The sequence below is a fragment of the Pseudomonas sp. HS-18 genome, from assembly GCF_020401845.1.
GTDB classification, from domain to species: Bacteria; Pseudomonadota; Gammaproteobacteria; order Pseudomonadales; family Pseudomonadaceae; genus Pseudomonas; species Pseudomonas nitroreducens.
Map to the genome: position 1 here is coordinate 4,003,585 of NZ_CP084413.1, position 20,742 is coordinate 4,024,326.

Genomic DNA, 20,742 nt, shown 5'->3' on the forward strand with positions numbered 1-20,742 from the left:
CCTGGCGTGATCGGAATTAATCATGGCGCCATAGGCTAGTGCCCCGGTACCAGCTGATCCTTACCATCTCCTCATTCTTGGTTTGATCGAAAGACAGGAGATGTCATGGGTAACCGCACTGCATTGATCACCGGAGCGTCCGGCGGCATTGGACTGGAACTGGCTCGCATCCATGCCAGCAAGGGCGGCGATGTCGTCCTGGTTGCCCGTTCGCGCGACAAGCTGGAGGCTCTGAAACGTGAAATTCAGGCGCAGTACGCTGTAAAAGCTTACGTTTTGGCTGACGATCTGGCCGACCCGAACGCCGCGGATCGCATCTTCCATGCCACGCAATCCCTGGGGCTGACCATCGATGTGCTGATCAACAACGCCGGCTTCGGCGGACATGGCAAGTTCGTGGAGCGCGATCTCAGCGCCGACCAGGCCATGATGCAGGTTAACATGGCGGCGCTCACCTCCCTGACCCACTTCTACCTCCGGGGTATGGTGTCCCGCCGGCGGGGGCGCATCCTGAATGTCTCGTCCACCGCAGCGTTCATGCCAGGCCCCCTGCAGGCGGTGTACTACGCCACCAAGGCCTACGTCACATCCTTCACCCAGGCGGTTGCCGAAGAGGTTAGCGAGTACGGGGTAACTGCCACCGCACTATGTCCAGGTGCGGTCGCGACCGGTTTCGTCGCCGCGGGCGATCTGCAGGGCGTGGAAGTCTGGAAGAATGCCAGGACGGCAGAGTCCGTTGCACAATGCGGCTACAAGGCGATGGAGCGGGGCCAACTGGTCGCCTTCAACGAATGCAAGTTGCGGATCATGCTCGACTGGATCGTCCCCCTGCTCTCTCGCAGAATGGTGCTCAAGCTATCGCGCCAGGCGATGGAGAAGGCATCCTGAGCAAGCGCAGCGCGATGCCCTGAAAGGCGGCGTGCCGCCTGATGATCCGCGAGCCTGCAAGCTGATTCAAAGAGACACCGCGCCCATGAAACAAGCCAGGCATTTTGTTGTGCACCCCGGTTGGAAGCTGATCATCGCCGATCTGGGCATCACAGCCGGAGACCTGCTGGCCCTCGCCGAACTGCCCGCCGACCTGTTCAGCCGCAAGGATGCAACCTTGTCTCCGCCAGAGTATTTCCGGCTCTTTCTGGGCCTGGAGCAATTGGTCGGCGAATCCCACTTGCCGCTACGGCTGGGTGGCGCCATTTCGGTGGAAGCTTTCGATCCGCCGCTATTTGCCTGCCTGTGCAGCCCTGACCTCAACAGCGCCCTTACTCGTCTTGCCGAGTACAAGCGCCTTTGTGGCCCGTTGGCGCTGGAGGTCTTCGTCCACCCAATGCACACGGACGTCTTCATCGACTGCTACGGTTACGACCAGCCATTGCCGCGCAGCCTCTGCGCCCTGGAACTGGTGTTCCTCACCCACCTGGCACGGCTCGCCACCCGACAGACCATCAAACCGCTGGAGGCGGAGCTGGCCGCTCTGCCGAGCCAGACAGCCCCGTGCGAAGGGTTCCTCGGATGTCGCCTGCAAGAAGGCCGGCGCAACCGGATCCGGTTCTCGGCGGAAGATGCCGCGCGCCCCTTCCTGACCGAGAACGTCGCCATGTGGCAGTTCTTCGAACCGGAGCTGCAGCAGCGGCTTTCGATGCTGGAGACCGGTGCCAGCACCCGTGCACGCGTGCGCAGCGCATTGCTCGACATGTTGCCGAGCGGGCGCAGCAGCATTCAGGATGTCTCCGAGCGTCTGGCGATGAGCAAACGCTCCCTGCAACGCCACCTGGCGGACGAGGCACTGAGCTATCAGGAGGTACTCGACGACACCCGAGCGAACCTCGCTCGTCACTACCTCTCTCGCTCCACCTTCTCCGCGGGAGAAATCTCCTTTCTGATCGGCTTCCAGGATGCCAACTCGTTCCTGCGCGCCTTCAAGGCCTGGACGGGCATGACCCCGGGCGAGTACCGCAGCCAGCAGGCCTATTGAAGCCAGCTGCCGAGGTCAGCTACCGGCCACGCGCCAGATCGATAGCGGACGACCATCCGCGCTCGGAATGGCTAGCAGGCAGACGTTCCAGCACTCCTCAGCTGTCGCGCGACCTGTTGGAGCGAACCCGCCACATGCTCTGCCAGACACCGTCGCGATACAGCAGAGCATGAACCAGCGCGGCGCCGGCATGCGCAAGGATCAAGCCGAAGAGACCGTAGGCGATCCAGCCATGGGCGCAGCGCAGCAGACCATAGAGGCCCGCATCGGCATCGACCAGCGGCGGCACGTGCCAGCCGGCCAGGCGCAGCGGATAATCCGCGGCCCCTTGCATGGCCCAGCCGACCAGGGGTTGCAATACCAGCAGAACATACAGCGCAAAGTGCAGCAGTCCTGCCAGGTGACGCTGCCAGGCCTTCACGGATGCCGGCAGGGCCGGACGCGCCGTGACGCTGCGCACGAGCAGGCGAACGAGCAGAAGCACCAGCAAGGCCAGCCCGAGCTGCTTGTGCCACGCCACCAGTTGAGGCTGGCTGCCGCCGACGCTGGCAACCATCGCAACGCCGATGAGCAGCAGGGCAATCACCAACAACGCCATCAGGCCGTGCAGCAGGCGAAGCAGCGGATGGAAGGAATCGACAGGCGCTTTCACGGTTGAGCTCCCGGCTGCTGGCTGGACGGCTGACCTTCGAAGGTCCGGCGCCGATAGGACTGCGCGTAGGCCGATGAGCGTGCGCGCAGGATGGCATCATCGCTGGGCTCCACGCCATCGGGCAGGATCAGCGGGTCGAAATTGAAGCCGTAGCAGTCGCCTTCCAGCTGCGCGCGCGCCTGCTCAACCACCAGGTTTCCGGCGTCCAACTGCGTGCGCTCGGCAGGCCACGCATGGGTCGGATCGTTCACCGCATCACCGCTGTCCGCCAGGGTGAATCGCCACGTCCAGCGCAGCGGGCCGGATTTCAGGCGCTGCAGCAGGTCCTGCTGCAAGGCATCGTCAGCCACGCCCTGAGAGCCCAGTGGCGTAGCGGCCAGTTGCGGCACCATCGACCATCGCACCGCATGGCGCTGACCTTGTGCATCGACGAGGACGAAGGCGTTGATGCTGTTGTACGCCGTGCTGGCGAAGCTGTCGCTCGGCCGGTAGGCCGCCGCCCAGGCACGAAACTCGGCGCTTTCGGGGTGTGCATCGAAGAATTGCTTGACCCGCACGGGGTCGTTTTTGCCTGTCCCCGGGTCCGGCCGCATGGCACCCAGTTGCTCGTAGAAATCCTCCGGCGTGCGTACCGCGAGCACCGGCGGATTGTTCATCGCCATGCGCCACTGCTGGCCATCGGGCTGGCGCAGCAGGAGCGCCATGCTGCGCACAGGTACGCTGGTGTCCGCGGCATGGGGATTGCCCGCGCCTACCGAGAGCCGCCCCAGCACCGGTACCCGCCCTGCTCGCAGCAGCGCTGCCCGCGACAGCGGCGCCACGTCGCCGCTCACTTCGAGATAGCCGCTGAAGCAGATGCCGCGCGGATGGGCGCGGCGGTATCCGGGATGGACCCCGGCATTGGCCTCCATGCGATCGATCAATTGGGCGCTGGTGAGCCGGTCGGCTCCCAGCCAGCCGGCGCTCCAGGCGAACAGGCCGATGGCGGCGCACAGAGCTCCGGCAATGCACGCGCTGCGCAACAGGCGTTGGTTTCGGGTCAGGGAAAGGTCGTAGGGCATGGTGTGGTTATCAGCAGGCTGGGGAGTCATTGCGCGCGGCTGGCGAACTGAACGCGCCGGGCCATTATCTATACAACAACAAGACTATGCACACAATTTCATTCAAACACTGTATGCAAATTGCCTCCCGCCCCCCGCACCAACGTGTTGAACATGGCTTTAAAGCGGCCGATACCGGCCATGGATCAGGGACTTCCACTGCGACAGTGATCCTAGAGCACGCTAAAGGCCGCTCACGCATTATCTGTACATTTAATAATTTCTGTACAACTATTGAGGTATGCATTCACAGGCCCACGTCATGCGCATACCGACCCGTTCCCTGTCTCTCTGTCTGGGGCTCGCTCTGTTCTGCAGTCTGTGGGCCTCGCCGGGCAGCGCCGACTGGCGCAGCGAAATCCCGGGAGCCACGCAGGTTGGTCAGGGCCAGTTCACCTGGCTCGGCTTCGTGGTGTACGAGGCGCATCTCTGGAGCGCCGGCGCAACCTCAGGCTGGGCGCATGCCTTCGCGCTGGAGTTGGTGTATCGGCGCGCGCTGTCGCAGGACACCCTGGTGCAGGCCAGCCTCGACGAAATGCGCCGACTGGGCACCGAGGACGAAGCCTTGCTGGCGGGTTGGGCCCGAGAGATGCGCCAGGGCTTCGTCGATGTGCAGCCCGGGCAACGGATCACCGGGGTCTATCTGCCCGGCGTGGGCTGCCGCTTCTATGTCGACGGCAGGCTTCGCCATGCGGTGAGCGACGCCCGATTCGCCCGGGCGTTCTTTTCCATCTGGCTGGACCCGCGTACGCGCAATCCGGAACTGCGCCGCGACCTGCTTGGCCTGAGCGGAGAGCAACCATGAACCACACAATGCGCCTGTTCCTGATCATCGCCAGCCTGCTGCTGGGCAGCTGCGGCAATGTCGGCGTCGAACACTACGCCAAGGAGCGCCCGAGCCTGGACCTGCCGGTATTCTTCGCCGGCCCGGTGAAAGCCTGGGGCATCTTCCAGAAACCCTCGGGCGAAGTGGTCAAGCGCTTCGCGGTGGACATCACCAGCCGCCGCGAAGGCGAGCGACTGATCCTCGATGAGCGTTTCCTCTACAGCGACGGTACGCGCCAGCAGCGCGTCTGGACCCTGACCCCCGACGGCACCGGACGCTGGCGGGGACGCGCCGCCGACGTGGTGGGCGAAGCCACCGGAGAAGTCGCCGGCAACGCACTGCGCTGGCGCTACCGCCTGAACCTGGAAGTTGACGGCACCACCTGGGAAGTGAGCTTCGACGACTGGATGTACCTCATGGACGACGACACGCTGATCAACCGCTCCAGCATGCGCAAGTTCGGCGTCGAACTCGGGCAGGTGACCTTGTTCTTCCGCCGAGAGGGCGCCGCGGATCCCAGCAGAAGCTGAGGCAGGCGCACACCTTTATTCCGACGGCCGTGCCGGCCAGGAGTACTCCATGACGTTGCAGGAATTCGCACAGGCCGCCACGGCCGGGCATATCCAGGCTATCGAAGTGATTTCGCTGGAGGGCGGATTCTATGTGCTGCAGGCGCGCCTGGCCGAGGGTTTGCGGCCGATTCGCGGCGAACGCGAGCAGGTGCTGCAGTTGCGCTCGACCACCGAGGTACGTGCAGTGCTGGCCGAATGGGCGTCACTACCCTGCGAGCTGGTGCAGCATTGCGTCCACGACGAGATCTGCGCTTCACATCCGACAGCCGTTGCGCCACTGCGTGTGCCACTTTCGCTGGAGCGCCGCGAATGATGGAGAAGCCACGCCGGCTCGGTCTGCTGCTGGGCGATCAGTTGAGCTTCGAGCTGTCGCTGTTCGAGGTGCTGGACCCCGCCCAGGACGCGATCCTGATGGCCGAGGTGAATCAGGAGGCACGCTATGTGCCCCATCATCCGCAGAAGATCGTGCTCATCTTCAGCGCCATGCGCCACTTCGCCCAGGCGCTGCGCGAGCGCGGCTGGCGGGTAATCTACGTGGCGCTGGACGATCCCGAAAACCGCGGCAGCATCGCCGGTGAAGTCGAACGCTGGCATGCCGCTCTGGGTGAACCGCAGGTGCATTTCACCGAATGCGGCGAGTGGCGGCTGGAGCGGGCGCTGCGAGACAGCGCGGTGCCGCTGAGCTGGCACGAAGACCGCCGCTTCCTGTGCAGCCGCGAGGAGTTCGCGCGCTGGGCCGGGGCGCGTCGACAATTGCGCATGGAGCACTTCTACCGGGAGATGCGCCGGCGCACCGGTCTGCTGATGGAGCCCGACGGCCACCCCGTGGGCGGCACCTGGAACCTCGACGCAGACAACCGCAAACCCCTGCCGCGAGGGCTGCGCGGACCCTTTGCGGCACGCTTCGGCCAGGACGCCATCACCCGCGAGGTGATGGCGCTGGTCGGTGCGCGCTTCAGCGACCACTACGGCCGTCTGCAGGGCTTCGACTACCCGGTAACCCACTCCCAGGCACAGGAGCTCTGGCAGCACTTCCTGGAGTTCTCCCTGCCAGCTTTCGGTGACTACCAGGACGCCATGGCCGAAGGCGAGCCCTACCTGTTCCACGCCCGCATCAGCGCCGCGCTGAACATCGGGTTGCTGGAGGTGCGTAAGCTTGGCGAGGATGTGGAGCAGGCCTATCGCCAGGGACGGGTCCCGCTGAACGCGGCCGAGGGCTTCATTCGCCAACTGATCGGCTGGCGCGAGTATGTGCATGGCATCTACTGGCTGCGCATGCCCGAGTACGCCCAGCTCAACGTGCTGGGTAACAGCCGCCCGCTGCCGGAGTTCTACTGGACCGGCAGGACGGACATGCGCTGCATGGCCCAGGCGATCGGTCAGACCCTTGAGTTGGGCTACGCGCACCACATCCAGCGGCTCATGGTCACCGGCAATTTCGCTTTGCTGGCGGGTATCGCGCCCCCGGCCGTCTGTGACTGGTACCTGGCCGTGTACCTGGATGCCTTCGACTGGGTCGAACTGCCCAACACGCTGGGTATGGTGATGCACGCCGACGGCGGCTACCTGGGCTCCAAGCCCTATTGCGCGAGCGGGCGGTACATCCAGCGGATGTCCAACCACTGCGGCTCGTGCCGCTACAGGGTCGACAAGGCGACAGAGGAAGATGCCTGCCCCTTCAATGCCCTGTACTGGCACTTCCTCATGCGCCACCGCGAGCGGCTCGGCAACAATCCGCGGTTGTCGATGCCCTATCGCAACCTGCAACGCATGGACGATGAACGCAGCCTGGCCCTGTGGCAACGCGGCGAGGCACTGCTCGCGCGCCTGGATGCGGGGCAGGCGCTATGAGGAAATCGGTGCTGCCGCAAAAGATCTGCGCCGTCTGCAGCCGCCCTTTCACCTGGCGGCGGCGCTGGGCACGTTGTTGGGATGAGGTGCTTTATTGCTCCGAGCGCTGCCGACGCTCACCGGCCAAGCGCGAAGCGCAGCATCAGCGGTAGCGCGGCCGCCCACACCAGCGCCAGCAGCAACGCCGACCACGCGATGCCCAGGGGTAGGCCCACTCCTGCCAGCGGTGCGCCCGCACAATACGCCAACGGCCCGCCCAGAGCGCCCAGGCAGGCGCCGCGCCAGACCGGTCGCGCAGCCCAGGCCAGGCTGTGGCGCAACCCGCTGGCGAACACCAGCCAGAGCAGGACCAGCCAGCCCGGCAGCATGGCCCCGTGAAAATCGAAAAACCCCAGCCAACCCAGCGTCGCATCCAGCACGCAACCGGCCAGGGCTACGCCGAGAGCCGCGATGCCCTCTTCCACTTTTCGCCGACACAACGCCAGGTGCGCCAGCAGCCCGAGCGCTACCACACCCAACAGCACGGGCCGCTGCGCCCCGAGCACACAACCCCACCAGCCAAGCTGCAGCCAGATTGCGTTGGCCAGCAGGGGCAGGCGCCGGTGCATCAGGCGTCCAGGTGATCCGCCAGGCTCGCCTTGCGCGCCGCAGGCCCGGCCCACAGCAGATGCGCCACGCCGATGGCGCGCTCCTCGAAGCCGCCCTGGCAATAGCACAGGTAGAACTCCCACAGGCGCTGGAAGCTTTCGTCATAGCCCAGTTCCAGCAGTTCGGTGCGCGCTTGCCGGAGGTTATCGCGCCAATACCGCAGGGTCAGCGCATAGTCCCCGGCAAAATCTTCCAAATGGATGAGGTTGAGCCCCGTGTGCTGCTTCGCGGTCTGCAGCAGCGTGGTGATCGAAGGCAGCGCGCCGCCGGGGAAGATGTAGCGCTGGATGAAGTCCACCGACCGCCGCGCCTGCTCGTAGCGCTGGTCGCGGATGGTGATGGACTGCAGCAGCATCAGCCCGTCGTCCTTGAGCAAGGCAGCGCAGCAACGGAAGTAGTCGGGCAGGTAGCGATGGCCGACCGCTTCGATCATCTCGATGGACACCAGCTTGTCGTAGCTGCCGCGCAACTCGCGGTAATCCTGCATCAGCAGGGTCACGCGATCCTCCAGGCCGCATTCGCGGATGCGGTATTGGGCGCAGGCGTATTGCTGCTCCGACAGCGTCGTGGTCGTCACACGACAGCCATAATGGGCGGCAGCATACAGCGCGAGGCTGCCCCAGCCGGTGCCGATCTCCAGCAGATGATCCTGCGGTTGCAGATCGAGCTTCCGGCAGATGACCTCCAGCTTGTTCAACTGCGCCTGTTCCAGGCTCTGCGTAGGGCTTTGGAACACCGCCGAGGAATACATCAGCGTCGGGTCCAGCAGGCGCTCGAACAGGTCGTTGCCCAGGTCGTAGTGTGCACGGATATTGCGCTGCGAGCCGCGGCGGCTGTTACGGTTGAGCCAGTGCAGCAGACGCAGCGCAGGCTTGGCAAACAGCGCCAGGCCGCCCTCCATCGCATCGAGTACGTCCAGGTTGGCGACGAACAGCCGAGTGACCAGCGCCAGGTCCGGGCTGCTCCAGTATCCCTGGATGTAGGCCTCCCCTGCGCCGATCGAGCCGTTGCACGCCACCATCCCCCATACGGCGTCGTCATGCACGTCGATCACCGCGCGCAAGGGACTGCGCCGGTCGCCGAAGTCCAGCAGGCTATCGGCGCGACGCACCTGCAGCCAGCCATGCCGCAGTCGCCGCAGGCGAGCGAGCACCGCCTGACGGAACAGGTTGCCGGCCAAAGGTGCGGCGCCACCGGCTTTATCGGCGCTCAGGGTGGGTTCTGTCATGGTCAGGCTCCTCGACGGCACAGTGGCCGACACTCAGGCGATGGTCGCTCGCCTGGTGGTCGTGCAAGGGGATGCGCTTGAACAGCAGGCGTAACGCCTGCCAGTAGATGGCTGCAACGGTGCGCAGGCTCATCCAGGGAAATGCCAGCAGGTGCCGCCGCAGCGCCGCGCCGTTCAGTTCCTGGCGGTACAGATCGAGATGGGCCTGGAACACCCGGTGGCCAGCGCGCCAGTTTTCCATCTGTACATGCACACGGGACTGATCGATGTGAAAGCGCATCCGGTACTCCATCTCCCTGGGCAGGAACGGCGAGACATGGAAGGCCTTGGCCACCGCGAATTCCTGGGGTGCGTTGGGCTTCACCGGCAGCACGTAGTGGTAGCGCTCACGCCAGGGGGTATTGCGTACCTCGCAGAGGATCGCAGCCAGGCGGCCTTCGCGGTCGTGGCAGAAGTAGAAGCTCACCGGGTTGAACCACAGGCCCCAGCTGCGCAGTTGGGTGAGCAACTGGATCGGCCCGGCGGGCGACTCGCCCAGTGCCTCGCGCAGAAGGCAGCGTACGGCCTCCTCCAGCGACATCCCGGTCCCCGTCCAAGCGGGCAGGTAGTCACCTTCCCGCCAGCTCAGTGGAGCAAAACGCAAGGCACGCAACAGCGGCGAGAGCCGCATCACAGACGCTGGCTCGGCCAGGTCCAGCAGAATCATGCCCACCGGATAACGGAAAGCATGCACGCGGGGCAGCAGGCGCCGGTGCACCACCCAGCCACGGCAGAGGCTGCTGTTCACAGCCGCTCCCCGAAATGACCGGCGACTTCGAGGGCGCTGACCACACCGTCCTCGTGGAAACCGTTGCCCCAATAGGCACCGCAGAAATAACTGTGCTGCCGACCCTGCAGCAGGCCGCGCCGGGCCTGCGCATCGATGCCCGGCAGGCTGAATTGCGGATGGGCGTAGTCGAAGCGCGCCAGCACCTTGGCGGGGTCGATGCGCTCGGTCTGGTTGAGGCTGACGCAGAACGTCACGGGCGCCTCGATCCCTTGAAGCAGGTTCATGTCGTAAGTCAGCGCCGCGGGCGCATCTTCCGGGCCGCCGAGGCGATAGTTCCAGCTCGCCCAGGCGCGACGACGCCGCGGCAAAAGGCGGGTGTCGGTATGCAGGACGACTTCGTTGCTGGCATAGCCGAGAGCACAGAGCACCGTCTGCTCAGCCGCGCTAGGCGCCTCCAGCAGGGCCAGGGCCTGGTCGCTGTGACAGGCGAACACTACCTTGTCGAATCGTTCGATTCCCGCAGCGCTGTGAATCTCCACGCCCTGCGCATCACGCCGGACGCGGTGCACCGGGCAGCTCAGACGGATCCGCTCGCGATACCCCGCCGTCAAGGGCGCCACGTAACTGCGCGAGCCCCCTTCCACCACACGCCATTGCGGTCGGTTGTTCACCGACAGCAGGCCATGGTTGGCGAAGAAGCGGATGAAGAACTGCAACGGAAAATCCAGCATGCGGGCGCGCGACATCGACCAGATGGCCGAGCCCATCGGCACGATGTAATGCTCGATGAAGCGATCGCCATAGTCGCCAGCGCGCAGGTAGTCGCCGAGCGTCAACGTCAGGGGAATGCGCTGCTCGGCGTGGTCTTCGAGCGCTTCGCGGTTGAAGCGCAGGATGTCGTGCAGCATGCCCCAGAAGCCGGGCGAGACCAGATTGCGCCGCTGGGCGAACAGGGTGTTGAGGTCATGGCCGTTGTACTCCAGGCCGGTGGCCGGATCGTGCACGGAAAAGCTCATCTGGGTCGGCCGCGAGGCAACGCCCAGACGATCCAGCAACTGGATGAAGCGCGGGTAGGTCCAGTCGTTGAAGACGATGAAGCCGGTGTCCACGGCGTAGCGCTGGCCCTGCCAGTCCACATCCACGGTGTGGGTGTGGCCACCGATCCAGTCGGAGGCTTCGAAGACGCAGACCTCGTGACTGCGCGCCAGCAGATGGGCGCAGGTGAGGCCGGAGATGCCGCTGCCGATAATCGCGATGCGCATGCTCAGGCCTCCGCCGGACGGCGGGCGAGCCGTCGACCGAGCCCCAGGCGCCAGCGCGAGGGCAACGCGCCCAGCAGCCGCAGGATCAGGACGAAGGCACGCGGGAAGGCGATCTCCAACGGACGGGACTCCAGGCGCTGGACGATATGCTCGGCAGCGCGCTCCACCGGCCAGATCATGGGCATGGGGAAATCGTTTTGCCGGGTCAGCGGCGTCTCCACGAAGCCGGGGCTCACCAGGGTCGTATCGATGCCCTCGCCCGCCAGGTCGATGCGCAGCGATTCCAGCAGGTAACGCAGCGCGGCCTTGGAGGCCCCATAGGCACCGGCGCGGGGCAAGGCCAGCCAGGTCACCGCGCTGCCGATAACCACCAGGTGCGGTCGCACGCCCTGGCGCAGCAGCGGCAGGCACGCCTGGATGCATTGCGCGGCGCCCAGCACATTGGTCCTCACCACGCGCTCCACCAACGCCGCGTCGAACCGGCCGGGCTCGAGGTATTCGCAGGTCCCGGCATTGAGCACCACGCGATCCAGCGTCCCCCAGGCCTGCTCGATGCGGCGGACGATTTCCCGGACCTGGCCGGCGTCCGTGATGTCGCCGGGCACTACCAGTACGCGCGCTCCGTGACGCTGGGCCAGCGCTTGCAACGGTGCGGCCTGGCGTGCCGTCACGGCCAGGCTGTGGCCCTCAGCGAGCAGCCGTTCGGCCAGCGCCGCGCCGATGCCGCTGCTGGCTCCGGTCAACCACAGGCGGCTCATGCCAGCCTCCGCTTCAGCCAGGCGATGACGCCGCCCATGACCGGCAGGTGCTCATAAAGCAGCGCTCCGGCATCGAAATAGTCCCGATGAAATTCCACGCGCTCGCCCCAGCACAGATGGCTGCAGCCTTCCACGACGATCAACTTGCCGCCCCCCAGCCGCGGATGGCGGAAATGCAGGGTCCAGCGCAGGTAGCCGCGCCCCTCGCCCACTTCATCGAAGCCGTGGAAGTCGTAGCGCAGCTCCTGGGCATCGGCGTAGAGCGACTCGAAGTAGCGGCGCAACTCGGCGAGACCATCCACGCGGTGCAGCGGGTCCTGAAAGCTCACGTCCTGGCTGTAGAGGTCGCCGAGCCGGTACAGACTGGACGCGTCCAGCGAGGCAAAGCACTTGGCGAAGGATTCCAGAAACGAGGACATGGTGGGCTCCGGCAAATCCTGTACAACTATTATTTTCTGTACAGGTACAAGCGAAGCCTACGGCATTAATTGTACAAATCAAGTCTGCTTGTACAATTTTTACTACAGATCATTGGCGGGGCTTCAGCGCGGCGAGTTGCTCCTTGAGCGCCTCGACCTCGGCCTCCAACTGGCGCACGCGGTCCCGAGCCGCGACTTCGCGGCTGACGTCGCGCTGGATGCCGATGAAGTACGTGAGCTGGTCCGCTTCGTTGCGCACCGGGGTGATCGACAGCTCGTTCCAGAACGGCGTGCCGTCCTTGCGGAAATTGTGCAGCACCTGGCGACAGGGTTGCCCGGCGCGGATCGCCTCGCGCACGGCCTCCAGCCCCGCCTGCTGCCGCTCGCTGCCCTGCAGGAAGCGGCAGTCCTGATAGAGGATGTCGTCGACGGCAAACCCGGTCAGGCGTTCGAAGGCCGCGTTGGCATAGATCAGGATGCTGTCCTCTCCCTCCTGCTCGGCCACCACGATGCCGTCGTTGGAGGCTTCGACCATCAGTTGCAGGAGTTTGGCATTGATCATGGGTTTTCCATCCGGTTCGCTGCGATCCGCCTAGGGTAGTCGGGCGACCGGGTACTGCCTAGCTCGGCCACAAGCCTTGCCGCTGGTTTACAATCCAGGCTCCTTCGCCGCCTGGCCGCGCCATGAACGACCTATCCGATATCGATCCCAGCGATCTGCTGCCCATGCGCGAGGTGGTTCGCCTCACCGGCATCAACCCGGTGACCCTGCGGGCGTGGGAGCGCCGCTACGGCCTGGTCAGCCCGCTGCGCACCGATGGCGGGCATCGTCTGTACACCCCGCAGGATCTGCAGACCATCCAGGACATTCTGCTGTGGACCGGCCGGGGCATGGCGGTAGGCAAGATTGGCGAGTTGCTCGCCCAGCGCCAGCGGCAGGAATCGGCCCAGCCCGGCGACGAGCGCCAGCAGTGGCGCGACGCATTTTCCCGCGCCACGGGGGCGTTCGACCAGAGCGAACTCGACAGGCTCTACGGCCAGGCCTACAGCATCTTTCCCCTCTCGACGCTGCTGGAGGACATCCTCCTGCCGCTGTGGCGCTCCCTGCTGACGCTCAACGGCTTCGGCTCCCGCAGCCAGTGGGCGTTCCTCGACGCCTTCTTGCGCGCCCGCGTCCTCCTTCGCCTGCAGATGAGCCGCGCGCCCGGCGCCGGCGTGCTGCTGGCCGATGCCGCCGGGACGACACAGGAATTCGAATTGCTGGCCACGGGCTTGCTGCTGGGGGGCGAGGATCTACGCGTCCAGCCCCTGGCGCCGGGTGCGCCGCCGGAAGAACTGCCACTGGTCTGCGCGGCGATGCAGCCGGCCGCGCTGGTGTTGCTCGCCCACGTGGTCTTGTCGGCGGATGCGATCAAACGCCTGGAGCGATTACAGATGGCGATCGATTGCCCGCTGGCCTTGATCGGCGAGGCCGCGCAGGACATTGCCAACGCCGCTACGGGGGGGCCCATAGCGGCCCTGGGTAGTGGTCCGGCACTCGGCGCGCAGCGGCTGCGATTGCTGCTGCGCGGCGCCCTGCAGCTGTAAACGCACGCGATCGACGCCCCGGCAAGCTGTACAACACGCCAAGTTCGTACAGGATGCGGGACGCACAGCTCAACCCCAGCGCCGGAAGAGGACGCTCGCGTTCACCCCGCCGAATCCAAAGCCATTGGACAGTGCGTACTCCAATGGCATGGGCCGGGCGCTGCCGCTGACCAGATTCAGGCCATCGGCCGCGGGATCAGGTACCTCCAGGTTCAGCGTGGCGGGTACCACCTGATCGCGCAGCGCCAGGATCGTGAAGATCGCCTCTATGCCGCCAGCGGCGCCCAACAGATGGCCCGTCGCCGACTTGGTCGAGCTGATGGCGACATTGCTGCCGCTGCCGAACACGGTCCTGATGGCAGCCAGCTCGCCCTTGTCGCCGACCGGAGTCGAGGTGGCGTGGGCATTGAGATGCTGGACCTGGGATGCCTCGACACCCGCCTGCCGCAGCGCTTGCTGCATGGCTCGGCGAGCGCCATCCCCGTCCTCGGGACCCGCGGTCATGTGATAGGCATCGGCACTGGTACCGTAGCCCACCAGCTCCGCCAGCGGCGTTGCGCCACGCGCCAGCGCGTGCTGCAACTCTTCGATGACCAGCAGGCCTGCGCCTTCGCCCATGACGAACCCATCGCGCCCCGTATCGAAGGGCCGGGAGGCGCGCTCCGGGGTGTCGTTGTACTGGCTGGAAAGCGCCCGTGCGGCGGCAAAACCGGCGAGGCTCACCCGGTGAATGGTCGCTTCTGCGCCACCGCAGACGGCGATATCCACCTCGCCCGCGCGGATCATCCGCGCGGCATCCCCGATAGCCTGCACGCCGGCGGCGCAGGCGGTCACCGGCGTACCCAGGGGGCCCTTGAAACCATGGAAAATGGATACATGCCCAGCCGCCATGTTGCTCAGGAACGAGGGAATGGTGAAGGGCGATAAGCGGCGCGGCCCCTTGCTGTCGGTGGTCCGTACCGCCTCGGCAATCGAATGGAACCCACCTACACCCGTCGCAATGATGGTCGCCGTGCGTTCCTGCTCCTGGGACGTGCTGGGAGACCAGCCGGCCTGTGCCAGCGCCTCCTTGGCTGCGGCCAGGGCGAACAGGATGAAACGGTCCATCTTGCGCTGCTCTTTGGCCGCCAGCAGTTGATCCGGATCGAAGCCGGCCTCCGGGTCCTGGGACCGATCCGGCACCTGGCCGCCAATGCTGACCGACAGATCACCGACCAGCTCAGGCGCCAGCCGGCGAATTCCCGACTGGCAGGCCAGAAGGCGTTTCCATATCGGTTCGACTCCGCAGCCGAGCGGGCTGACCGCCCCCATCCCGGTAACGACGATACGCTTGTTCATTTGGGCCCCACTCCTGTTGCAGATTGAGAGATCACACTGCATGGACGTTACTATCATCATGAAAGTAACATGCCGGGCTACTATTTATACTTTTCAAAAGAAGGCCGACCATGCAGCGCAAGACTTTTGCCGAAGCCGAATGCCCCATCGCACTGAGCCTGGAGCGGGTTGGTGAATGGTGGAGCATGCTGATCATGCGTGACGCGCTGCAGGGCTTGCGGCGCTTCGATGAGTTTTCCCGCAGCCTGGAAATCGCTCCGAACATGCTGACCCGGCGCCTGAAATCACTCGTCGAGGCGGGCTTGCTCGAGCGCCAGGCGTACAGTCAGCGCCCGTTGCGCTACGAATACGTACCCACGCCCCGAGGCGAAGACTTCCGAGTCGTCCTCATGGCACTTGTGGCCTGGGGGAATCGCCATTACGTGCAGGGCGAGGAAAGCGTGCAGTTGGTCGAGCGGGAGAGCGGAAGGCCCGTACACCGGATCATGGCCGAAATCTCCGAGGGCCGCTGCGTGCCGCTGGATCACTGCACGGTGCAGGCAGGACCGGCGGCCAGCGCCCCGATGCGGCTGCGCCTTGGAACCAGCCGGCCCGCGCAGGACGCTTGATCGGCAGGCCCTTCGCGACTCCCCGCTGAGCGCGTCGAGCCGAGCCCCTCACAGCAGGCTCGGCCCCTCACCGCTCACCCCAGATATCTGGCTGCGGGCAAGCTGCGCGACAAGTTGGGCATCAATTTCTGGCGCGCCGCTTCATAGTCATCGAGGTCGGCGATTTCCGGTAACGCCGGAATGGTGACGAACTCGCCCTGGTCGAGCCCGGCGAGTGCCGCATCCACCATGTCATCCGCCTTCATCACGATGGCGTCCGGTAGATGCTCCAGCGGCGTGCCGGCCAGGCCCCAGAAGTCGGTGGCGGTCGCACCGGGCAGCACCACCTGTACGCGGACGTTCGTGTCCGCCAGTTCATGGCGCAGGGACTGGCTGAAGGCGAGGACGAACGCCTTTGAGCCGCCGTACACACCGTTCAGCACCTCCGGCGCGATGGCAACGATGGAGGCGATGTTGATCAGCGTGCCGCCACCGCGAGCGACAAAGCCGGGCACGGCGGCGTAGGTCAGGCGCGTCAGCACGTTCACGTTCAGCGTGAGCAGATCCTCCAGCCTGTCGATGTTGGATTCCAGCAAGGGACGGGTGGCGCCGATGCCGGCGTTGTTCACCAGCAAGGAGATGCTCGCGTCCGACCGCAGCAGCTCCTCGACCTGCGCCAGATCGGTTCTGTCGGCCAGATCGGCGACCACCACCTCGATGGCGCGACCGGTTTCATCGCTCAGGCGCTTGGCCAGCGCATTCAGACGACCACGATTGCGGGCGACCAGGATCAGGTCGTAGCCACGGCGGGCCAGGCGTTCTGCATAGATGGCGCCGATGCCAGACGAGGCGCCAGTGATCAGGGCAGTACCAGGATGAGTGTGGGTCATGTCGATGCTCCAGCGAGGGTTGGGGAAGGCTGGAGGTCAGGATGCGACGACTTGGCCGCATCTCAAATGACGTATAAGGTAGTATTTCAGGACATTCAGGATATCATCATGCATCGCATTGGCTATCTGCTCACCGATGGCTTCCAGGTGCTCTCCCTGGCCACCCAGACGGTCTTCGAGTTCGCCAACCTGGCCGTCGGTAAACCGGTCTACAGCATCGAGCACTTCTCGCCAGCTGGTGGCCTGGTGCGCTCCTCGCTGGGCCTGACCATGGAGACCCGTCCTCTGCAAGCGCCACGGCTGGCCGATACCTGGATGGTGGTCGGGGTCAACGACCCGCTGGAGAGCGAGCCAACCCCCGAAGTTCTCGACTTCGTGCGCAAGGCCGGCAGCCAGGCGCGCCGTGCGGTCGGTATCTGCACCGGCGCTTTCATCCTCGCCGAAGCAGGACTGCTCGCCGGGCGGCGAGCGACGACCCATTGGGCCTATGCCCAGGCCCTGCAGAAACGTCATCCGCAAATCATGGTCGAGGCAGACCGTATCTACATCGTCGATGGCCCTTTTTGGACATCGGCAGGCATGACCGCCGGCCTCGACCTGGCCGTCGGCATGGTGGAGAAGGACCTGGGCGCAGAAGTCGCGCGCTCGGTGGCGCACAAGCTGGTAATGCACCAGCACCGCTCCGGCGGCCAATCCCAGCATTCGGAAATGCTCGACCTTGCCCCCAAGTCCGACCGCATCCAGAGCGTCTTGAACTATGCACGCCAGCATCTGAGGCAACCACTGGGCGTCGAGGAGCTGGCCGATGTCGCCCACCTCAGCCCCCGCCAGTTCACCCGCGTGTTCACCGCCGAGACAGGGCAATCCCCGGCCAAGGCGATCGAGGCACTGCGCCTGGAAGCCGCGAGGCTGATGATCGAGCAAAGCCGCCACTCGCTCGATGTGGTGGCCCGGGAAACGGGTTTCCGCGATCGCCGGCACATGCGCGAAGTCTTCATGCGCGGGTTCGGGGTGCCCCCACAGGCCGTGCGCCGCGATGCCCGCCGGGTAATGCCGGCATAGCCAGCAGCGACCGACAGCAAGGCGCGCTGATTGCCGACGCAATCCCGTCCGGAAGGAACTCACGGACACTGGTGTATCCGCAACGAAGGCTTGCGACTGGCGCTCCGGTTTATCCGCGTTGCCCAGCTAACGCCTCGCAGTCCGCCATTGGTGCCTTCCCCGGCGCGACCGAAAGTGCTATTGATGCCGCCTCATTATCAATCCATCGCCAGCCCCATGAGCATCAACTTCGATCTGGACGATCTTCAGGCATTCCGCGCCATTGTTGAAAAGGGCAGCTTCCGCAAGGCCGCCGAGACGGTAAAGATCTCCCAGCCGGCGCTGAGCCGTCGTATCGAGAAGCTGGAATCGGCCTTGAATGTTCGGCTGTTCGACAGGACGACCCGCAAGGTCAGCCTGACGGCGGTGGGTCGGGCATTCGTGCCGGAAGTCGAGCGGGTGCTCGATCAACTGGACAATGCGTTGATGAGCATTGCGGATGTCGCCTCCAGTCGGATGGAGCGCGTCACCATCGCCTGCGTGCCGTCGGCCGCCTACTACTTCATGCCTAACGTCATCAGTGAGTTCCACCGGCTGTATCCGCGTATCAAGATCATGGTGGTGGACGCCAGCGCGCATGAGGTCAACCTCGCCGTCGCGAGCGGGGAAGCCGATTTCGGCGTTACGTTCAGCGGCAATCTCAGCCCGGAAATCACCTTCGAACTGCTGCTCGAAGAACGATACGTAATGGCCTGCCGACGTGATCACCCCCTGGCGGATCGTCCGTCGGTGACCTGGTCCGAGCTCTACGAGCACGACTACATCGCGCTGGACAAGAGCTCCGGCAACCGCCTCATCCTGAGCCAGGCCTTGAAACGCGTGGTCCCGCCCCGCCACAGCATTTGCGAAACGAGACATGTCACCACCGCCATAGGGCTGGTGGAAGCCGGCGTGGGCGTGGCCGCCGTACCATCGATCGCGATGCCACGGACCAGCCACCCCATCCTCAAGGCCGTTCCGCTGGAGGAACCTGCGGTGGTGCGAAACGTGGGGTTGATCAAGCACAGCGGACGCACGCTGACGCCCGCTGCGCTCGAGCTGGAGCGGCTGGTCAAAAGCACGCCGGTGAAATCACCGGGGGACTGAATCCAGGCCCGAGGCCTGCACGACGGGCTGCGCGGCAGGCGAGGCGAGATACGACAGCAACTCCCTGGCCTTCTCCGGGTGTTTTGCATTGCGTGGGATACCGGCAGAGTAGCGGGTCACCGATTGCAGGCTTTCCGGAATCTTGCCGACGAAGGATACCCCGGCAATGGGCAGCAACTCGGCGACCTGCTGGAAACCGACCTCGTACTGGCCCGAGGCGACGACCGAGGCAACCGGGATCCGTTCGATCATCTTCGCCTTCGGTTCCACCTGCTGCTCCACCCCGAGCTTCCTGAATAGTTTGTTCTGGATGTAGACACCGCTGGCGCTGTCCGAATAAGCGATGGAGCCGGCGTCCAGCAGGCTGTTCCTGAACGCCTCCTCGCTATCGATCCGCGGCTTGGCAGCACCCTTTCGGACCACCATGCCAATACGAGAGTCCGCCAGCTCGACTTTGGAAGCCGGGTCCACTACGCCCTGCTTGATGAGCTCATCCAGGGCGTAGCCGACCATGATCACCACATCGGCATTCTCCCCTCTCGCCAGTCGATTGGGGATCGCTTCGCGGGCCTTGCCCATGGACGGGCCTAGGATGGTCTGGATCGTGTCGCCGCTGTTTTGCGCATACTTAGGGCTCAGCCGTTGAAATGCCGCGGTGAAACCACCCGACGTCATGACGTTCAGTTCTTCGGCCTGTGCAGCGCTGTTGAGCGCGCAAAGGCCAAGCGCCAGGGCGGCTAGATGTTGGGTCAGTGCTTTCATTGAGCAAGCTCTCGATCAGGCAGGAAGGGAGTACGCGAGGAGCTTGCGCGGTAAAGCACCAGCGTCGAGCACAGCGCACAGACGGCGGCGAAGGTCATCCAGTAGCCGGGGGCGCCCTTGTCGCCGCTCAAATGAATGAGCCAGGTAGAAATTGCGGGGGTGAAGCCGCCAAACACGGCGGTTGCCAAGCTGTAAGCCAGGGAGAAGCCCGCCACCCGGACTTGCACCGGCATGATTTCGGTGAGAGCGGGAATCATCGCCCCGTTGTAGAGGCCGTAGATGAACGACAGCCAGAGCAGGACCTGCAGCATGTGCGCGAAGCTCGGTGCCTGGGCCAGGAAGGACAGCGCCGGATAGGCCGTGAAAATGGCCAGCACGGTCATCGCGACGAGTATCGGCTTGCGCCCGAATCTATCGCTCAGATGCCCGCCGATGGGCAGCCAGATGAAGTTCGAGATCCCGACTAGCAGAGTCACCAGCAAGGCATCGGTCGTGCTCAGGTTCAGCACCGTCTTGCCGAAGGTGGGGGCGTATACCGTGATCAGATAGAACGCCGTGGTCGTCATCGCCACCATCAGCAGGCCGGCCAGGACCACACGCCAGTTCTCGCCCAGCGTGGCGAATACCTGTTTCATGGTGGGGCGCTCGGAGCGACGGGCAAACTCCTCGGTTTCCTCCAGGCTGCGACGAAGCACGAAGATGAACGGCACGATCAGGCAGCCAATGGCAAAGGGAATTCTCCAGCCCCAATCCGCGATCATTGCCGGTGACATCAGTTGATTGAGCCCGTACCCCAGGGCGGCCGCCACGACGATCGCCACCTGCTGGCTCGCGGATTGCCAACTGGTATAGAACCCCTTACGCCCGGCCGTCGCCATTTCCGCCAGGTAGACCGAAACCCCGCCCAGCTCGGCGCCGGCCGAAAAGCCCTGGAGCAAGCGCCCCACCAGCACCAGCAAGGGGGCCCACAGACCGATGCTGGAATAGCCCGGCACCAGGACGATCAGCAGGGTGCCACTGGCCATGATCGACAAGGTGAGGATCAACCCCTTCCGGCGGCCGACATCATCGATGTAGGCCCCAAGAATCACCGCTCCCAATGGACGCATCAGAAAGCCTGCGCCAAACACGGCGAAGGTCATCATGAGCGAAGCGAACTCGCTGGATGCGGGAAAGAAGACGGCGGCTATCTGCGTGGCGTAAAAGCCGAAGAGGAAGAAATCGAACTGTTCGAGAAAGTTGCCCGAAGTGACGCGAAACACGGCACCCGCCTTAGAGCGGGCGGACGTCGGGCCCTGGGTGGTGGAGGCATGCATAGGGAGTTCTCCAGCGAT

Annotated in this window: 24 protein-coding genes; 11 read left to right on the forward strand and 13 right to left on the reverse strand. The window is 64.8% G+C overall.

What is annotated here, in order from left to right:
• The first annotated feature begins 105 nt into the window (after window positions 1–105).
• Entirely contained in the window at window positions 106–888 is a 783-nt protein-coding gene (locus LDJ84_RS18510) for an SDR family NAD(P)-dependent oxidoreductase (RefSeq protein ID WP_226045222.1), read from the forward strand.
• A 31-nt stretch (window positions 889–919) separates the two neighbouring features.
• Entirely contained in the window at window positions 920–1,972 is a 1,053-nt protein-coding gene (locus LDJ84_RS18515) for an AraC family transcriptional regulator (RefSeq protein ID WP_196912233.1), read from the forward strand.
• A 97-nt stretch (window positions 1,973–2,069) separates the two neighbouring features.
• Here LDJ84_RS18515 and LDJ84_RS18520 read toward each other — a convergent pair whose 3' ends face one another.
• Window positions 2,070–2,624 (reverse strand): cytochrome b, encoded by a 555-nt coding sequence (locus LDJ84_RS18520; protein ID WP_226045223.1) that lies wholly within the window; start codon window positions 2,622–2,624, stop codon window positions 2,070–2,072.
• Window positions 2,621–3,685, reverse strand: coding sequence for a catalase family peroxidase (locus LDJ84_RS18525; protein ID WP_226045224.1), 1,065 nt, complete (start codon window positions 3,683–3,685; stop codon window positions 2,621–2,623). Before LDJ84_RS18525 ends, LDJ84_RS18520 begins: the two co-directional genes overlap by 4 nt.
• A gap of 301 nt (window positions 3,686–3,986) precedes the next feature.
• On the opposite strand from LDJ84_RS18525, the gene LDJ84_RS18530 reads away from it, so the two are divergent.
• Genes LDJ84_RS18530 through LDJ84_RS18550 form a run of 5 tightly spaced genes read left to right on the forward strand, consistent with a single transcriptional unit; the run spans window position 3,987 to window position 7,125 of the window.
• Window positions 3,987–4,529: a chalcone isomerase family protein gene (locus tag LDJ84_RS18530; RefSeq protein ID WP_065327818.1), complete on the forward strand. Its 543-nt coding sequence runs from the start codon at window positions 3,987–3,989 to the stop codon at window positions 4,527–4,529.
• A complete protein-coding gene (locus LDJ84_RS18535; protein ID WP_037007694.1) occupies window positions 4,526–5,080 on the forward strand; it encodes a DUF3833 domain-containing protein in 555 nt (184 codons plus the stop codon). The genes LDJ84_RS18530 and LDJ84_RS18535 overlap by 4 nt, the downstream gene beginning before the upstream one ends.
• A gap of 49 nt (window positions 5,081–5,129) precedes the next feature.
• Window positions 5,130–5,435, forward strand: coding sequence for a DUF6482 family protein (locus tag LDJ84_RS18540; RefSeq protein WP_024766865.1), 306 nt, complete (start codon window positions 5,130–5,132; stop codon window positions 5,433–5,435).
• Complete coding sequence (locus tag LDJ84_RS18545; protein ID WP_226045225.1) at window positions 5,432–6,973, forward strand: cryptochrome/photolyase family protein; 1,542 nt, start codon at window positions 5,432–5,434, stop codon at window positions 6,971–6,973. The genes LDJ84_RS18540 and LDJ84_RS18545 overlap by 4 nt, the downstream gene beginning before the upstream one ends.
• Entirely contained in the window at window positions 6,970–7,125 is a 156-nt protein-coding gene (locus LDJ84_RS18550) for a DUF2256 domain-containing protein (protein ID WP_081754091.1), read from the forward strand. The genes LDJ84_RS18545 and LDJ84_RS18550 overlap by 4 nt, the downstream gene beginning before the upstream one ends.
• On the opposite strand, the gene LDJ84_RS18555 is transcribed toward LDJ84_RS18550, so the two are convergent.
• The 7 genes from LDJ84_RS18555 to LDJ84_RS18585 form a co-directional block, all read right to left on the reverse strand.
• Entirely contained in the window at window positions 7,090–7,581 is a 492-nt protein-coding gene (locus LDJ84_RS18555; RefSeq protein WP_226045226.1) for a DUF2878 domain-containing protein, read from the reverse strand. The genes LDJ84_RS18550 and LDJ84_RS18555 overlap by 36 nt on opposite strands.
• The gene (locus LDJ84_RS18560; RefSeq protein WP_226045227.1) at window positions 7,581–8,849 is read right to left on the reverse strand and encodes an SAM-dependent methyltransferase; all 1,269 of its coding nucleotides are present in this window, start codon (window positions 8,847–8,849) and stop codon (window positions 7,581–7,583) included. The genes LDJ84_RS18555 and LDJ84_RS18560 overlap by 1 nt, the downstream gene beginning before the upstream one ends.
• Window positions 8,821–9,636: a DUF1365 domain-containing protein gene (locus LDJ84_RS18565; protein WP_226045228.1), complete on the reverse strand. Its 816-nt coding sequence runs from the start codon at window positions 9,634–9,636 to the stop codon at window positions 8,821–8,823. The genes LDJ84_RS18560 and LDJ84_RS18565 overlap by 29 nt, the downstream gene beginning before the upstream one ends.
• Window positions 9,633–10,880: an NAD(P)/FAD-dependent oxidoreductase gene (locus LDJ84_RS18570; protein WP_024763454.1), complete on the reverse strand. Its 1,248-nt coding sequence runs from the start codon at window positions 10,878–10,880 to the stop codon at window positions 9,633–9,635. The genes LDJ84_RS18565 and LDJ84_RS18570 overlap by 4 nt, the downstream gene beginning before the upstream one ends.
• 2 nt (window positions 10,881–10,882) lie before the next feature.
• Window positions 10,883–11,638: an SDR family NAD(P)-dependent oxidoreductase gene (locus LDJ84_RS18575; protein ID WP_226045229.1), complete on the reverse strand. Its 756-nt coding sequence runs from the start codon at window positions 11,636–11,638 to the stop codon at window positions 10,883–10,885.
• Window positions 11,635–12,057, reverse strand: coding sequence for a nuclear transport factor 2 family protein (locus tag LDJ84_RS18580; protein WP_024763456.1), 423 nt, complete (start codon window positions 12,055–12,057; stop codon window positions 11,635–11,637). Before LDJ84_RS18580 ends, LDJ84_RS18575 begins: the two co-directional genes overlap by 4 nt.
• A 109-nt stretch (window positions 12,058–12,166) precedes the next feature.
• The gene (locus LDJ84_RS18585) at window positions 12,167–12,619 is read right to left on the reverse strand and encodes a PAS domain-containing protein (RefSeq protein ID WP_226045230.1); all 453 of its coding nucleotides are present in this window, start codon (window positions 12,617–12,619) and stop codon (window positions 12,167–12,169) included.
• A gap of 122 nt (window positions 12,620–12,741) precedes the next feature.
• Between LDJ84_RS18585 and LDJ84_RS18590 the strand changes: the two genes are divergently transcribed.
• The gene (locus LDJ84_RS18590; RefSeq protein ID WP_226045231.1) at window positions 12,742–13,644 is read left to right on the forward strand and encodes a MerR family transcriptional regulator; all 903 of its coding nucleotides are present in this window, start codon (window positions 12,742–12,744) and stop codon (window positions 13,642–13,644) included.
• 69 nt (window positions 13,645–13,713) lie between these two features.
• On the opposite strand, the gene fabF is transcribed toward LDJ84_RS18590, so the two are convergent.
• Complete coding sequence (fabF, locus tag LDJ84_RS18595; protein ID WP_024763459.1) at window positions 13,714–14,982, reverse strand: beta-ketoacyl-ACP synthase II; 1,269 nt, start codon at window positions 14,980–14,982, stop codon at window positions 13,714–13,716.
• 110 nt (window positions 14,983–15,092) lie between these two features.
• Between fabF and LDJ84_RS18600 the strand changes: the two genes are divergently transcribed.
• The gene (locus LDJ84_RS18600) at window positions 15,093–15,590 is read left to right on the forward strand and encodes a winged helix-turn-helix transcriptional regulator (RefSeq protein WP_024763460.1); all 498 of its coding nucleotides are present in this window, start codon (window positions 15,093–15,095) and stop codon (window positions 15,588–15,590) included.
• A 74-nt stretch (window positions 15,591–15,664) separates the two neighbouring features.
• Here the strand turns inward: LDJ84_RS18600 and LDJ84_RS18605 are convergent, their stop codons facing one another.
• On the reverse strand, window positions 15,665–16,459 hold the full coding sequence (locus tag LDJ84_RS18605) for an SDR family NAD(P)-dependent oxidoreductase (RefSeq protein WP_024763461.1): 795 nt from the start codon (window positions 16,457–16,459) through the stop codon (window positions 15,665–15,667).
• A gap of 108 nt (window positions 16,460–16,567) precedes the next feature.
• Here LDJ84_RS18605 and LDJ84_RS18610 point away from each other — a divergent pair, with 108 nt between their 5' ends.
• Both LDJ84_RS18610 and LDJ84_RS18615 read left to right on the forward strand, forming a co-directional pair.
• Window positions 16,568–17,521, forward strand: coding sequence for a GlxA family transcriptional regulator (locus LDJ84_RS18610; protein ID WP_024763462.1), 954 nt, complete (start codon window positions 16,568–16,570; stop codon window positions 17,519–17,521).
• A gap of 216 nt (window positions 17,522–17,737) precedes the next feature.
• The gene (locus tag LDJ84_RS18615) at window positions 17,738–18,646 is read left to right on the forward strand and encodes a LysR family transcriptional regulator (RefSeq protein WP_024763463.1); all 909 of its coding nucleotides are present in this window, start codon (window positions 17,738–17,740) and stop codon (window positions 18,644–18,646) included.
• On the opposite strand, the gene LDJ84_RS18620 is transcribed toward LDJ84_RS18615, so the two are convergent.
• Both LDJ84_RS18620 and LDJ84_RS18625 read right to left on the reverse strand, forming a co-directional pair.
• Complete coding sequence (locus LDJ84_RS18620) at window positions 18,632–19,408, reverse strand: substrate-binding domain-containing protein (protein WP_038803528.1); 777 nt, start codon at window positions 19,406–19,408, stop codon at window positions 18,632–18,634. The two genes, LDJ84_RS18615 and LDJ84_RS18620, sit on opposite strands and share 15 nt — an antisense overlap.
• Window positions 19,405–20,724: an MFS transporter gene (locus LDJ84_RS18625; protein WP_193453170.1), complete on the reverse strand. Its 1,320-nt coding sequence runs from the start codon at window positions 20,722–20,724 to the stop codon at window positions 19,405–19,407. The genes LDJ84_RS18620 and LDJ84_RS18625 overlap by 4 nt, the downstream gene beginning before the upstream one ends.
• Window positions 20,725–20,742: the final 18 nt, after the last annotated feature.

Bases quoted from the DNA above. Each gene is read 5' to 3' on its own strand.
- LDJ84_RS18510 (WP_226045222.1), top strand. From the start codon at position 106: ATGGGTAACCGCACTGCATTGATCACCGGAGCGTCCGGCGGCATTGGA.
- LDJ84_RS18525 (WP_226045224.1), bottom strand. From the start codon at position 3,685: ATGCCCTACGACCTTTCCCTGACCCGAAACCAACGCCTGTTGCGCAGC.
- LDJ84_RS18530 (WP_065327818.1), top strand. From the start codon at position 3,987: ATGCGCATACCGACCCGTTCCCTGTCTCTCTGTCTGGGGCTCGCTCTG.
- LDJ84_RS18535 (WP_037007694.1), top strand. From the start codon at position 4,526: ATGAACCACACAATGCGCCTGTTCCTGATCATCGCCAGCCTGCTGCTG.
- LDJ84_RS18540 (WP_024766865.1), top strand. From the start codon at position 5,130: ATGACGTTGCAGGAATTCGCACAGGCCGCCACGGCCGGGCATATCCAG.
- LDJ84_RS18545 (WP_226045225.1), top strand. From the start codon at position 5,432: ATGATGGAGAAGCCACGCCGGCTCGGTCTGCTGCTGGGCGATCAGTTG.
- LDJ84_RS18550 (WP_081754091.1), top strand. From the start codon at position 6,970: ATGAGGAAATCGGTGCTGCCGCAAAAGATCTGCGCCGTCTGCAGCCGC.
- LDJ84_RS18555 (WP_226045226.1), bottom strand. From the start codon at position 7,581: ATGCACCGGCGCCTGCCCCTGCTGGCCAACGCAATCTGGCTGCAGCTT.
- LDJ84_RS18560 (WP_226045227.1), bottom strand. From the start codon at position 8,849: ATGACAGAACCCACCCTGAGCGCCGATAAAGCCGGTGGCGCCGCACCT.
- LDJ84_RS18570 (WP_024763454.1), bottom strand. From the start codon at position 10,880: ATGCGCATCGCGATTATCGGCAGCGGCATCTCCGGCCTCACCTGCGCC.
- LDJ84_RS18575 (WP_226045229.1), bottom strand. From the start codon at position 11,638: ATGAGCCGCCTGTGGTTGACCGGAGCCAGCAGCGGCATCGGCGCGGCG.
- LDJ84_RS18580 (WP_024763456.1), bottom strand. From the start codon at position 12,057: ATGTCCTCGTTTCTGGAATCCTTCGCCAAGTGCTTTGCCTCGCTGGAC.
- LDJ84_RS18585 (WP_226045230.1), bottom strand. From the start codon at position 12,619: ATGATCAATGCCAAACTCCTGCAACTGATGGTCGAAGCCTCCAACGAC.
- LDJ84_RS18590 (WP_226045231.1), top strand. From the start codon at position 12,742: ATGAACGACCTATCCGATATCGATCCCAGCGATCTGCTGCCCATGCGC.
- fabF (WP_024763459.1), bottom strand. From the start codon at position 14,982: ATGAACAAGCGTATCGTCGTTACCGGGATGGGGGCGGTCAGCCCGCTC.
- LDJ84_RS18600 (WP_024763460.1), top strand. From the start codon at position 15,093: ATGCAGCGCAAGACTTTTGCCGAAGCCGAATGCCCCATCGCACTGAGC.
- LDJ84_RS18605 (WP_024763461.1), bottom strand. From the start codon at position 16,459: ATGACCCACACTCATCCTGGTACTGCCCTGATCACTGGCGCCTCGTCT.
- LDJ84_RS18610 (WP_024763462.1), top strand. From the start codon at position 16,568: ATGCATCGCATTGGCTATCTGCTCACCGATGGCTTCCAGGTGCTCTCC.
- LDJ84_RS18615 (WP_024763463.1), top strand. From the start codon at position 17,738: ATGAGCATCAACTTCGATCTGGACGATCTTCAGGCATTCCGCGCCATT.
- LDJ84_RS18620 (WP_038803528.1), bottom strand. From the start codon at position 19,408: ATGAAAGCACTGACCCAACATCTAGCCGCCCTGGCGCTTGGCCTTTGC.
- LDJ84_RS18625 (WP_193453170.1), bottom strand. From the start codon at position 20,724: ATGCATGCCTCCACCACCCAGGGCCCGACGTCCGCCCGCTCTAAGGCG.